The sequence below is a fragment of the Rhizobium leguminosarum genome (assembly GCF_002953715.1).
In the GTDB taxonomy this organism is placed as follows: domain Bacteria; phylum Pseudomonadota; class Alphaproteobacteria; order Rhizobiales; family Rhizobiaceae; genus Rhizobium; species Rhizobium leguminosarum_V.
The window spans coordinates 4,737,799-4,750,409 of sequence record NZ_CP025012.1; the positions used below are offsets into that span (position 1 = coordinate 4,737,799).

Annotated in this window: 12 protein-coding genes; 11 read left to right on the forward strand and 1 reads right to left on the reverse strand. The window is 61.8% G+C overall.

The window, feature by feature from the left end:
* The first annotated feature begins 103 nt into the window (after window positions 1–103).
* From CUJ84_RS23415 to CUJ84_RS23455, 9 genes are all read left to right on the forward strand, one after another.
* Window positions 104–616: an A24 family peptidase gene (locus CUJ84_RS23415; RefSeq protein WP_105007905.1), complete on the forward strand. Its 513-nt coding sequence runs from the start codon at window positions 104–106 to the stop codon at window positions 614–616.
* A gap of 110 nt (window positions 617–726) precedes the next feature.
* Window positions 727–1,542 carry a Flp pilus assembly protein CpaB gene (gene cpaB, locus CUJ84_RS23420; RefSeq protein WP_105007906.1) on the forward strand — a complete coding sequence of 272 codons (816 nt, stop codon included), beginning with the start codon at window positions 727–729 and terminating at the stop codon, window positions 1,540–1,542.
* Between the two features lie 12 nt (window positions 1,543–1,554).
* Window positions 1,555–3,054: a type II and III secretion system protein family protein gene (locus tag CUJ84_RS23425; RefSeq protein ID WP_105007907.1), complete on the forward strand. Its 1,500-nt coding sequence runs from the start codon at window positions 1,555–1,557 to the stop codon at window positions 3,052–3,054.
* Window positions 3,051–3,809, forward strand: coding sequence for a CpaD family pilus assembly protein (locus tag CUJ84_RS23430; RefSeq protein ID WP_105007908.1), 759 nt, complete (start codon window positions 3,051–3,053; stop codon window positions 3,807–3,809). Before CUJ84_RS23425 ends, CUJ84_RS23430 begins: the two co-directional genes overlap by 4 nt.
* Before the next feature lie 14 nt (window positions 3,810–3,823).
* Entirely contained in the window at window positions 3,824–5,101 is a 1,278-nt protein-coding gene (locus CUJ84_RS23435) for an AAA family ATPase (RefSeq protein ID WP_105007909.1), read from the forward strand.
* 132 nt (window positions 5,102–5,233) lie between these two features.
* Complete coding sequence (locus tag CUJ84_RS23440) at window positions 5,234–6,709, forward strand: CpaF family protein (RefSeq protein ID WP_105007910.1); 1,476 nt, start codon at window positions 5,234–5,236, stop codon at window positions 6,707–6,709.
* 5 nt (window positions 6,710–6,714) lie between these two features.
* On the forward strand, window positions 6,715–7,722 hold the full coding sequence (locus CUJ84_RS23445) for a type II secretion system F family protein (RefSeq protein WP_105007911.1): 1,008 nt from the start codon (window positions 6,715–6,717) through the stop codon (window positions 7,720–7,722).
* A 15-nt stretch (window positions 7,723–7,737) separates the two neighbouring features.
* Window positions 7,738–8,724, forward strand: coding sequence for a type II secretion system F family protein (locus tag CUJ84_RS23450; protein ID WP_105007912.1), 987 nt, complete (start codon window positions 7,738–7,740; stop codon window positions 8,722–8,724).
* 198 nt (window positions 8,725–8,922) lie between these two features.
* Complete coding sequence (locus CUJ84_RS23455; protein WP_105007913.1) at window positions 8,923–9,555, forward strand: LysE family translocator; 633 nt, start codon at window positions 8,923–8,925, stop codon at window positions 9,553–9,555.
* A gap of 49 nt (window positions 9,556–9,604) precedes the next feature.
* On the opposite strand, the gene CUJ84_RS23460 is transcribed toward CUJ84_RS23455, so the two are convergent.
* A complete protein-coding gene (locus CUJ84_RS23460) occupies window positions 9,605–10,441 on the reverse strand; it encodes a tetratricopeptide repeat protein (protein WP_105007914.1) in 837 nt (278 codons plus the stop codon).
* 144 nt (window positions 10,442–10,585) lie between these two features.
* On the opposite strand from CUJ84_RS23460, the gene CUJ84_RS23465 reads away from it, so the two are divergent.
* Both CUJ84_RS23465 and CUJ84_RS23470 read left to right on the forward strand, forming a co-directional pair.
* Window positions 10,586–11,977: a leucyl aminopeptidase family protein gene (locus CUJ84_RS23465; protein ID WP_105007915.1), complete on the forward strand. Its 1,392-nt coding sequence runs from the start codon at window positions 10,586–10,588 to the stop codon at window positions 11,975–11,977.
* Window positions 11,978–12,258: 281 nt separating this feature from the next.
* Window positions 12,259–12,609, forward strand: coding sequence for a MarR family transcriptional regulator (locus CUJ84_RS23470; RefSeq protein ID WP_003544522.1), 351 nt, complete (start codon window positions 12,259–12,261; stop codon window positions 12,607–12,609).
* Window positions 12,610–12,611: the final 2 nt, after the last annotated feature.

A 12,611-nucleotide genomic window follows, 5' to 3' on the forward strand; every position in this document is an offset into this window, starting at 1 on the left:
TCTGCATGATCCCGTCCGGATTTGATCTGGCCGATATATCGAGCGGGCTCACAGGCTTAACAGCCGTGAGCCTTTTCGTATCACGTTACGATCGGGTATACGCATGATCGCAGCTGCAGTCTTCGTGATATTGCCACTTTGCCTCGCCATGGCGGCGTTCTCGGATCTGTTCACCATGACGATCCCGAACCGCATTTCCGTGATCCTGATCGCCTCTTTCCTCGTTCTCGCGCCGTTCTCCGGCTTGGCACTGGAAATGATCGGCATGCATCTTGCCGGCGCCGCCGTCGTCTTCAGCGCCTGCTTTGCTCTTTTTGCATTCAATGTGATGGGCGGTGGAGATGCCAAGCTGTTGACAGCCACCGCGCTCTGGTTCGGTCTGAACCAATCCCTTGCGTTCCTCATGACCGACGTTGCCATGATCGGCGGTCTCATCACCCTGTTGATCCTCCTCGTGAGAGGGCAATCGGACACCATCCTCGCCATCGGTCTGCCGGTGCCGAACTCGGTCCTGCTCGCCAAGAAGATCCCCTATGGCATCGCGATCGCGATCGGCGGTTTCATGGCCTTCCCCTCCTCGCCGCTGTTCCTCGCCGCGCTGGAAAGCCTGAAATAACGGCATTTTAAATGCCCGTTAACTTAAAATGTAAGCGTTCCATTAACCATAATTATACCAATTGCTGAGCATTCTACAGGGCGAACATATCGTGCCCTGAGGAATGATCGATGAAACCGGCCCGCCTTATAATCCTAGCTGTCGCCGTGGTGGCAGCCGGCCTCGCCGGCCTCCTGGCAATGCAAATGGCGGGCAGCGGCGGTGTCGTCACCCAGGTTCAGTCGGTTATCGAGAAGGAACCGACCGTCAACATCCTTGTCTCGAGCGCCAATCTGCCGGTCGGCGCAAGGCTGGACGACAAGTTGGTGCACTGGATGGCCTGGCCGCAGGGCGGCGTCGTCCCGGGCCTCATCACCGAAGCCGATAAGCCGGATGCGATCAAGGATCTGCAGGGCGCAGTCGTGCGTCTGCCGATCTTCGAAGGCGAACCGATCCGGCCGGAAAAGGTCGCCGATTCCAGCAGTCGCATCCTTTCCTCGCTATTGCCGGCCGGCAAGCGCGCCGTCGCGACCGAGATATCGGTGGCAACCGGCGCCGGTGGTTTCATCCTGCCGAACGACCGCGTCGACGTCATCATGGTCCGCAAGGGTACCGAAGCCGACAAGCTCATTACCGAAACCGTGCTGAGCAATGTCCGCGTTCTCGCCATCGACCAGCAGATCCAGGAAAAGGACGATGGCTCGAAATCGGTGGTCGGCACGACCGCAACGCTCGAGCTCACCCCTGATCAAACGAAGGTTCTGGCTGTCGCCCAGCAGATGGCGGACCGGCTGTCGCTCGCGCTGCGCTCGGTCGCCGATGCACAGGAGCAAGATACCAGTGCCGCCGACTATCTCCTGAGCGGCGACAACGGCAGTGCGATCATCCAGGTCATCAAGTCGGGCGCCATCGTCACGGATGCCAGCGCAGCGCCGAAGGCGGAGTAAAAGGACGTGCAAATGGGCAATTCAACGCGGCGCGCCGGACCTCTCCTGACAGGCTGCCTTTCGCTGGCAATCGGTGTCTCCGGAATAGTGCCGACCTCTTTCGCCCCGGTTCTCGGTGCAGGCGAGGCGCGCGCCGATTCCGATAGCCTGGTCCGAATCTCTCAGACCGGCCCCAATGCCCATCGCCGGCTGAAGCTCGGGCTCAACAAGGCCGTCGTCGTCGATCTGCCGGACGATGCGCATGATATTCTCGTCTCCGATCCGACCATGGCCGATGCCGTGACCCGCACCTCGCGGCGCATCTACCTATTCGGCAAGAAGGTCGGCCAGACGAACATCTTCGTCTTCGGCGCCGGTGGACAGGAGATCGTCAATCTCGATATCGAGATCGAGCGCGACGTCTCCGGCCTCGAAGTCAATCTTCGCCGCTTCATTCCCGACTCCAACATCAACGTCGAAATCGTCTCCGACAACATCGTGCTGACCGGCACCGTGCGCACGCCGCAGGCTGCCACGCAGGCGGCCGATCTGGCGCAGGTCTTCCTGAAGGGTGGCGAGGCGACGACCAGAACAGAGACGGCATCCGGCACCGGCGGCGACAGTTCCGTGGCGCTCTTTGCGGAAGGCCGCCAGACTTCGCAGGTCGTCAACCTCTTGCAGATCGAGGGCGAGGATCAGGTCACCCTCAAGGTGACGATCGCCGAGGTCCGCCGCGAGGTGCTGAAGCAGCTCGGCTTCGACAATCTGGTTTCCAATTCCTCCGGCATGACCGTCGCCCAGCTCGGCAGTCCCGGCACCGACAGTGCCACCTCGACGGTTGGCGGCGGTCTGGCGGCGCTCTTCAAGAGCTCGATCGGCAAATACGACATTTCGACCTACCTCAACGCGCTGGAGCAGGCCAAGGTCGTCAAGACGCTCGCCGAGCCGACGCTGACGGCGATATCGGGCCAGGCCGCGACCTTCAATTCCGGCGGCCAGCAGCTTTATTCGACGACCGACAGCAACGGCAACGTCACCGTCACGCCGTTTAACTACGGTATCAACCTCGCCTTCAAACCGGTCGTGCTGTCATCGGGACGCATCAGCCTGCAGATCAAGACCAATGTCTCCGAACCGGTGGCCGGCAGCGGCAACGCCACCTATCAGCGCCGTTCGGCAGAGACTTCGGTGGAGCTGCCCTCGGGCGGTTCGATTGCGCTGGCCGGCCTTATCCGCGACAACGTTTCTCAGACGATGGGCGGCACACCAGGCGTCTCGAAAATCCCGCTGCTCGGCACGCTCTTCCGCCAGAAAGGTTTCGAGCGTCAGGAAACCGAGCTCGTCATCATCGCAACGCCCTATCTGGTGCGTCCGGTGGCGCGCAATCAGCTCAACCGGCCGGACGACAATTTCAGCCCTGAGAACGACGGTGCAACCTTCTTCCTCAACCGTGTCAACAAGGTCTATGGCCGCCGCGAGGCGCCCGTCGCCGATGCGCAGTTCCACGGCTCGATCGGGTTCATCTACAAATGACCGGGGCACGATCGGCAGCAATGGCACAGAACAGAGATCAGGCGATGGCCCATATGAATTCGACGACACCCCACCTCGGAATCTCGAAGGCGCTTCTGGCCGCAGCCGTCATTTCGGTGGCCGTCCTTTCCGGATGCGCCGGCCCGCACGACCAACTGACGACCGGCGGCATTCCGGATGACTACCGCGCCCGCCACCCGATCATCGTGACGGAGGCGGAGCAGACGGTTGATATACCTGTCGCCTCGACCGATCGACGCCTGACCATCGCCCAGCGCGATCTCATCCGCGGCTTTGCCGCAAACTACATCTCGCGCGCCTCAGGCCCGGTTTATGTGCTGTCGCCGCAAGGCTCGCCGAATTCGGCGGCAGCCTATCAGCTGCGCAATCAGGTCCGCGCCGAGCTGGCGTCGCGGGGGATTGCAAGCTCGAAGATCGTCAACACTTCCTATGCCGCCGCCAGTGCCGGCGATGCGGCGCCGATCCGGCTGAGTTTTACCGGCACCACCGCGATCACCACGCAATGCGGTCAGTGGCCGAAGGACATCTCGAACGATTTGACCAACCAGAATTACTATAATTTCGGCTGCGCCTCACAGAACAACCTGGCCGCCCAGATCGCCAATCCGGAGGATCTGGTGGCACCCCGCGGCATGACTCCGATCGACGCGCAGCGGCGCAACAATGCGATCCAGGAATACCGGACGACGACATCGACGATCGAAGATGTTGCCGACAGCAACAGCGGCTTCTGAGGCGGAACGGAACGATGAGCGCGATTGAATACGAAATCCGGAATCCCAGCGAGCTTCGCAACGCCGAGGAGGCCGTGCGCATGGCGGATCTGGAAAACATGCGGCCGCTGCCGCGCATCTCCGTGCATGCCTTCTGCGAGAGCGAGGCCCTGCAGCATGTCATGGAACGCTGCGCCAATGATCGGCGCGTCGCAAAGGTCAGCATGCGCATCACCAGCGGCGGCATCGCCGCTGCCGCCAATATGTTTTCGGGCGCCCCGACGCCGAACCTCATCATCCTCGAGACCAAGGCGAATGCCGCGAACCTGCTCGCCGAACTCGCGCCGCTTGCCGCCGTCTGCGATCCGACGACGAAGGTCGTCATTATCGGTTATTACAACGATATCGGGCTTTATCGCGAGCTCATCCGCAACGGTATTTCCGAATATATGGTCCAGCCCGTCGCCATGCCCGATATCCTTGCGGCGATGGCCTCGATTTTCGTCGATCCGGACTCCGAGCCGCTCGGCCGCAGCATCGCCTTCATCGGCTCGAAGGGCGGCACCGGCGCTTCGACCATCGCGCATAATTGCGCCTTCGGCATTTCCAATCTCTTCTCCACCGAGACGATTCTCGCCGATCTCGACCTGCCCTACGGTACGGCGAACATCGATTTCGACCAGGATCCGGCCCAGGGTATCGCCGAAGCGGTCTTTGCGCCCGATCGTCTCGACGAGGTCTTCCTCGACCGCCTGCTGACGAAATGCTCCGAGCATCTGTCCCTGCTTGCCGCACCCTCGCTGCTCGACCGCGCCTATGATTTCGACGGCCAGGCTTTCCAGCCGGTGCTCGATGTCCTGCAGCGCAGCGCGCCCATCACCGTGCTCGATGTTCCGCATGCATGGTCGGAATGGACGCGCTCGGTGCTGTCGAGCGTCGACGAGGTGGTCATCGCAGCGGTTCCCGATCTCGCCAACTTGCGCAACGCCAAGAACATGCTGGACGCGCTGCGCAAGATGCGGCCGAACGACAGGCCGCCGCATCTCATCCTCAATCAGGTCGGCATGCCGAAACGTCCGGAGATTTCACCGTCGGATTTCTGTGAACCGCTGGAGATCGATCCGATCGCGATCATCCCCTTCGACATCAATCTTTTCGGCAACGCCGCCAATAGCGGCCGGATGATCTCGGAAGTCGACCCGAAATCGCCGACGGCGGAAACCTTTTCGCAGATATCGCACATCGTCACCGGCCGGGTTGCGATCAAGAAGGCGAAGAAAGGCGGCCTGCTGGGCCTCCTGAAGCGCAAGTAGACGATGAGCAATTCCAGCAAAAGTGTGCAGCGGTTTTGCGTCCCGAATTGCGTGAAAACAAAAAGATAGAGCATTTCCTTGACTCGAAGAGATCGGGAAATGCTCTAGAACGAGCAGATTGGATCGAGTGGCATGTTTGGAAAACGCGGAAACGAAGGTTCCGGAAAGGTCGGAGGGGCGATTGCTCCGCCGCCGCCGGTTCCGGCCGCCACCCCTGCGGCCTCATCCCCCTCCATTCTGGTCGAACCCTCGCGCGAGCCCGTGCGCCAGCAGGTGACGCCACCGCCGATGCAGACGCCGCAGCGCAAGCGCCCGGCCCGCACCGATGAATATTACGACACCAAGGCGCAGGTCTTTTCCGCGCTGATCGATACGATTGATCTCTCGCAGCTCTCCAAGCTTGATGGTGAAAGTGCGCGTGAGGAAATCCGCGACATCGTCAACGACATCATCACCATCAAGAACTTTGCGATGTCGATATCCGAGCAGGAGGAACTGCTCGAGGACATCTGCAACGACGTCCTCGGTTATGGCCCGCTGGAGCCGTTGCTCGCGCGCGACGATATCGCCGACATCATGGTCAACGGCGCCGGCCAGACTTTTATCGAAGTCGGCGGCAAGACGATCGAATCGGAGATCCGCTTCCGCGACAACGCGCAGCTTCTCTCGATCTGCCAACGCATCGTCAGCCAGGTCGGCCGCCGTGTCGACGAATCGAGCCCGATCTGCGACGCCCGCCTGCCCGATGGTTCGCGCGTCAACGTCATCGCGCCGCCGCTGTCGATCGACGGGCCGGCTCTCACCATCCGCAAGTTCAAGAAGGACAAGCTGACGCTCGATCAGCTCGTCCGTTTCGGCGCCATCACGCCGGAAGGCGCAACCGTGCTGCAGATCATCGGACGCGTGCGCTGCAATGTCGTCATTTCAGGCGGCACCGGCTCGGGCAAAACGACGCTTCTGAACTGCCTCACCAACTATATCGACAGGGACGAGCGCGTCATCACCTGCGAGGATACCGCCGAACTGCAGCTGCAGCAGCCGCATGTCGTCCGTCTCGAAACGCGCCCGCCGAATATCGAAGGCGAGGGCGAGATCACCATGCGCGATCTCGTCAAGAACTGCCTGCGTATGCGTCCCGAGCGCATCATCGTCGGCGAAGTCCGCGGACCGGAAGTTTTCGACCTGCTGCAGGCGATGAACACCGGTCACGACGGTTCGATGGGCACCATCCACGCCAACACGCCGCGGGAATGCCTGAGTCGTATCGAATCGATGATCGCCATGGGCGGCTTTACCCTGCCGGCAAAGACGGTGCGCGAGATCATTTCGAGCTCGGTCGACGTTGTCATTCAGGCGGCACGCCTTCGTGACGGTTCGCGCCGCATCACCCAGATCACCGAGGTGATCGGCATGGAAGGCGATGTCATCATCACCCAGGATCTGATGCGCTACGAGATCGAAGGCGAGGATGCGAACGGCCGCCTGATCGGCCGGCACATGTCGACCGGCGTCGGCAAGCCGCATTTCTGGGATCGCGCCCGCTACTTCAACGAGGAAAAACGTCTTGCCGCTGCCCTCGACGCGATGGAAGCCAAAACCAAGGAATAGGTGAGATGTTCGGGTTCGATCCGATAGTGCTGGCAATCGTCGTCCTCGCCGCCGTCTCCGCGGGCGCGGTCGCCTATGCCTTGTTGTTTTCACGGATCGAGACTGACAAGAAATCGGCAAGCCGCATCAACCGCGTCAAGTCGGCCGAAAGTGACCGTGTCAAGGTCAAGGCTGCCCGTGACCGGGTGCAGGAGCTGTCGAAGCGCCGCAAATCGGTGCAGGACAACCTGAAGGACCTGGAAAAGCGCCAGCACGAAAAGACCAAGAAGACCGTATCGATGAAGGCCCGGCTGGTGCAGGCCGGCCTGACGATCACGGTGGCGAAATTCTATCTCATCAGCGCCATCTTCGCCTCTGTGCTCCTGTTTGTCGCCGTCGTCGTTGGTGTATCGTGGATGGTCATGGTCGGTACCGCCGTCGTCGCTGGTCTCGGTCTGCCGCGCTGGGTTCTCGGCTTCCTGATCAAGCGCCGCCAGAACAAGTTTCTCAACGAGCTCCCCAATGCACTTGACGTCATCATCCGCTCGATCAAATCGGGTCTGCCACTCAACGATGCGATCCGTCTAATCGCCACCGAGGGCACGGAGCCGGTCAAGAGCGAGTTCCGGCGCGTCATTGAAGCGCAGCAGGTGGGTCTCAGCATTCCCGATGCTTGCGCCCGCATGACCATCCACATGCCGCTCCAGGAAGTCAACTTCTTCGCCATCGTCATCGCCATCCAGTCGCAGGCCGGCGGCAATTTGTCGGAAGCGATCGGCAATCTCTCCAAGGTGCTGCGCGAGCGCAGGAAGATGAAGGCCAAGGTTACGGCGCTCTCGATGGAAGCCAAGGCGTCGGCCTACATCATCGGCGCTCTGCCCTTCATCGTCGCGACCCTCGTCTATCTCACCTCGCCGAGCTACATGATGATCCTTTTCACCGATCCGCGTGGCCATTTCATCATGGGTTTCTCGGCGATCTGGATGTCGATCGGCATTTTCGTCATGCGCAAAATGATCAGTTTTGATATCTAGCCGGAAGGAAGCACCATGTCGCAGGACCTTGCCGCAACGCTCACCAATCCGAGCATGCTGATCGCACTTTTCGTGGCGATTGCCGTCTTCGCTACTTTTTATACGATCGCTGTTCCCTTCTTCGAGCGCGGCGATCTCACTAAGCGCATGAAGGCCGTTTCGACCGAGCGCGAACAGATCCGTGCCCGCGAACGCGCCCGCATGAACGCGGAAACCGGCGCCGGCAAGGCTTCGCTCAGGAGCCAGAACAACCGCTCGGTCCGCCAGATCGTCGAGCGTTTCAACCTGCGTAAGGCGCTCGTCGACGACAATACGGTCAACAAACTGCGCGCCGCCGGTTTCCGCTCGGAGAATGCGCTGAATACCTTCCTCGTGGCGCGTTTCCTGCTGCCTTTCCTTTTCCTGGCGCTTGCTGCCTTTTGGGTCTTCGGCCTCGGCAATCTCGCCGAAAGGGGCATGGCCATCCGCCTCTTCGCCGTCATCGGCGTCGGTTATCTCGGCTTCTACGCGCCGAACATCTATATCTCCAACCGCATGGGCAAGCGCCAGCACTCGATCAAGCGCGCCTGGCCGGATGCGCTAGACCTGATGCTGATCTGCGTCGAATCCGGCATCTCGATCGAGGCCGCGATGCGTCGTGTGTCCGAAGAGCTCGGCGAGCAGTCGCCGGCGCTCGCCGAGGAGATGGTGCTGACTACAGCCGAGCTCTCCTTCCTGCCGGATCGCCGCGTGGCGCTCGAAAATCTTGCCATACGTACCCAGATCGAACTGGTACGCTCGGTGACGCAGGCGCTGGTCCAGGCCGACCGCTATGGCACGCCGATTGCGCAGGCGCTGCGCGTTCTCGCCCAGGAAGGGCGCGACGAGCGCATGAACGAGGCGGAAAAGAAGGCCGCCGCCCTGCCGCCGAAACTGACGGTGCCGATGATCCTGTTCTTCCTGCCGGTGCTGATCGCCGTCATTCTCGGTCCAGCCGGCATTCAGGTGGCAGACAAGTTCTGACGGCTGCGCCGGCGTCGTAAAGCGGATGCCGCTTCCGACAGAGGACGACGTGCATCAAGGACTGTCGGTCCGATCCGCCGCCGGCAAACACGCGTGACCGGCACCGGCATAGCTGGTAAACGGGATGGGCGACCATCGCGGGCGCGCATGCAACCGCAGTGCCCCTGGCGCGCGTTCAATCCAAAAGAGAGGTTTCCGATGTCTTCTGCGGGCATTTTCATTAGCATCATGGCAGCCTTGGCCGTCGGCGCGATGAGCCCCGGCCCGAGCTTCGTGGTCGTCTCCAGGATCGCCATCTCGCGTTCGAGGCTGGATGGCCTTGCTGCCGCACTCGGCATGGGCGCTGGCGGGGTCGTTTTTGCCGTGCTGGCGCTTGCAGGGCTGACGGCGCTGCTGTCGCAGTTCGAATGGCTCTATATCCTGCTGAAGGTCGCAGGCGGCGCCTATCTCGTCTATATCGCTGTCAATATCTGGAGGAGCGCCGGTCAGCCGATCGAGGTCTCCGACGCCGTCAACGGCAATCGCGCGCCGAGATTGAGCTTCATGACCGCGCTGCTGACCCAGCTCAGCAACCCGAAGACCATCATCGTCTATGCCAGCATCTTTGCCGCACTTTTACCGAGGACGGTGCCGCTCAGTCTCGTCGTCGCGCTGCCGCTCGGCGTCTTCGTCGTGGAGGCCGGGTGGTATTCGATCGTCGCCTTCGCCTTTTCGGCCCGCCACCCGCGGCGGCTCTATCTTGCCGCCAAGAGCTGGATCGACCGCACCGCGGGTGCCGTCATGGCCGGCCTCGGCCTCCGGCTCATTCTCGCCGGCGTAAGTGATCGATAGGCTGGCGCACGAGCAACTTCGGACAGTCTCAGGCTCAGAGGAGATCCGGTCAGTTGGTATTGCTGCCGTCCACTGCACCAGGGGTCTTGTCCTTGGCGGCGAGTTTCTGCCAGGAATTCTGCTGCGAGAGCATGCCTCTGAGATAGGCGACATTGGCGTCGGCCTGCTGCGGCGAAAGTTCGCGCCGCGCGATCTGCTCGGCTTCAGGGAAGCGTCCCTGAAGGCCGACGACGAGGGCAAGGTTCTGCCTGACGCGGCTGTCGGCTGTGGGTTGGCCGGCGGCGGAGCGCAGGTAGGTTTCGGCCGTGCGCAGATCGCCGGTCAGCACGTAGGACATGCCGAGGTTGGAAAGGATGGAGGGCTCGTTCGGCTGGATGTCGAGCGCGTCGCGGTAGCGCTGCCTGGCATCGCTTGCCCGGCCCATCTGGTCGAGGATCGCGCCTTGGGCCGAGATCAGCTTCCAGTCCGGACGGTCCGGCGTCTGGGCGCGGCCGATCGTGTCGAGCGCCTGCTGGAACTGGCCGGCCGCCGCCTGCGCCTTGCCGTAGGCGGCCAGCACGTTGCGGTCGCCGGGATTGGCGATCGCCACCTGCTGCATAACGGCGAGCGCCTGTGTGTCGCGGCCGTTCATGCGCAGCAGATTGGCATAGTTGACGCCGGTGACGGGATCGCGCGGGTTCTTTGCGTAGGCCTGGCCGAGCCGGTCCGTCGCCGAGCGCAGCTCCGTCGCGTCCATCTCTTCAACCGGCTTGGTGAGTTTCGGCACCGAACCCGTTGTCATCCGGTCCTTGGTCGTCGAGCAACCGGCAAGTGCCAAGACGATCAGCGATGCCGCAGCGCTCTGCAGGATACGATTGGTCAATGTACTGGTGAGCGAGGCAGGCATGGCGCGTTCCTGGATTCCGAAATCGGCGCCTGACCTCGAAGCGGAACAGGGAAAGGTTTGACGCGTAATCTTCGCTCCAGCAATAGTCTGTTAACCCTAACAGACCGTTAAGGAACGATTCCTTACGACCGCCGAAGGACAATCATGGCCCCCTATCAGTTCATCGAGAGACCGACCCCTTTCAACACGAAGGGCGGTTTGACGCTGCCGATCTTTGCCGTCACGCCTGCCCATATCGAGACCGGCACGATCGATCCGATCGCGCTCGATTGGGCGCGCAAGGCAGGCTACAAGGCCGAAAGCGGGTCGCTGCTGCTGATCCCGACGGCTGAAGGCCATCTCGGCGGCGCGCTTTACGGCCTCGGCACCAACCCATCCGAGCAGCCTTACATCACCGGCCGGCTCGCCCGTGCGCTGCCGGCCGGCGACTGGCACATCGAGACCGCGCCGCTGACGGCAAATCGCCTGGCCCTCGGCTTTGGGCTCGGCAGCTACCGTTTCGACCGTTACAAATCCGAAAAATCGCCGGCAGCGACGCTGATGATCCCCCGCGATGCCGACGCCGCCGACATCAAGCGCCAGCTCGCCGGCGTCTTTCTTGCCCGCGACCTGATCAATACGCCGACGAATGACATGGGGCCGAACCAGCTCGAGGCCGTTTTCCGTGGCCTGGCCGAACATTACAAGGCGGAGATATCGGTTATTACGGGCGACGACCTGCTCAAGCAAAACTTTCCGCTGGTCCATACCGTCGGCCGCGCCAGCGCCGATGCGCCGCGCCTTCTCGAGCTGCGCTGGGGCAAGAAGGGCCATCGCAAGGTGACACTCGTCGGCAAGGGCGTCTGCTTCGATACCGGCGGTCTCGACATCAAGCCTGCCGCTTCCATGCTGCTGATGAAGAAGGACATGGGCGGTGCGGCGAATGTCATGGGGCTTGCCTTGATGATCATGGACGCCAAGCTGAAGGTCGACCTGCGCGTTATCGTTCCGGTCGTCGAAAACGCGATCTCGTCCAATGCCTTCCGGCCCGGCGACATCTATCGGAGCCGCAAGGGCCTGACCGTCCAGATCGACAATACCGACGCCGAAGGCCGTTTGATCCTTGCCGATGCGCTGGCCTATGCCGATGAGGAAGAGCCCGATCTGCTGATCGACATGGCGACGCTGACCGGCGCTGCCCGCGTAGCCCTTGGCCCGGATCTCCCGCCCTTCTTCACCGACGACGCCAATCTGGCGCATGACCTGACCGAAGCGAGCCTGGAAACCGACGATCCGATCTGGCGCCTTCCGCTCTATTCCGGTTACGAAAAGGATATCCGCACCAAGTTCGCTGACCTCACCAACGCGCCGGCCGGCGGCATGGCCGGGGCGATCACCGCCGCCCTCTTCCTCAAGCGTTTCGTCAGCAAGGCGAAGAGCTGGGCGCATTTCGACATTTACGGCTGGGCCCAGTCCGAACGGCCGCATTCGCCGGGCGGTGGCGAGGCACAGGCGATCCGGGCGCTCTTTCACCATATCCGCGAGAGCTTGCGCTGATGCCATGCTAAAGCGCGTCGCGATCTTTCAGATCTGCTCCTTGCGCTTTAAGTCTTTGTTTTTACGCATGTCGTATCGCAAAACCGCTGCACAGTTTTGCGCGACATGCTTTAGAAATAAGCGCTGAGGCGCATCGCGTGATCCCTGTTCACGCGATGCGCCTCGCTGCCGATCGTTAAAATTTTATTCACCCTGACGGGCGGCAATTTCCAGCGCCCCTTGCATGTGCATGGCAACTACCGGAAAATGGAACGCTAGCGTAACGATCTTCCGGAGGGGCCGTGCCGATCGAACTGACCGCCTCGCAGGCGCTGGGGCTCTGGCATGGCGCGGCGCTCGATCAGGTTCGCCACGACGACCGCGATTTGACGTTGCGCCAGATGGCGATCCTGCTGCATATTTATCTGGTGCCGCCGCCGCACACGGTGCGGGGGCTTGCCGCCACGCTTGATGTCACCAAGCCGGTCATTACCCGCGCCTTGGATACGATGGGCGAGATGGGCCTCGTCGATCGTGTGCGTGACGATGCCGACCGGCGCAACGTGATCATCAAGCGCACTGTCGGCGGCGCGCTCTACCTGGAAAAGCTCGGCGATCTCATACGAGATCAGGCCCGCCGGCTGCCGATCTGAAA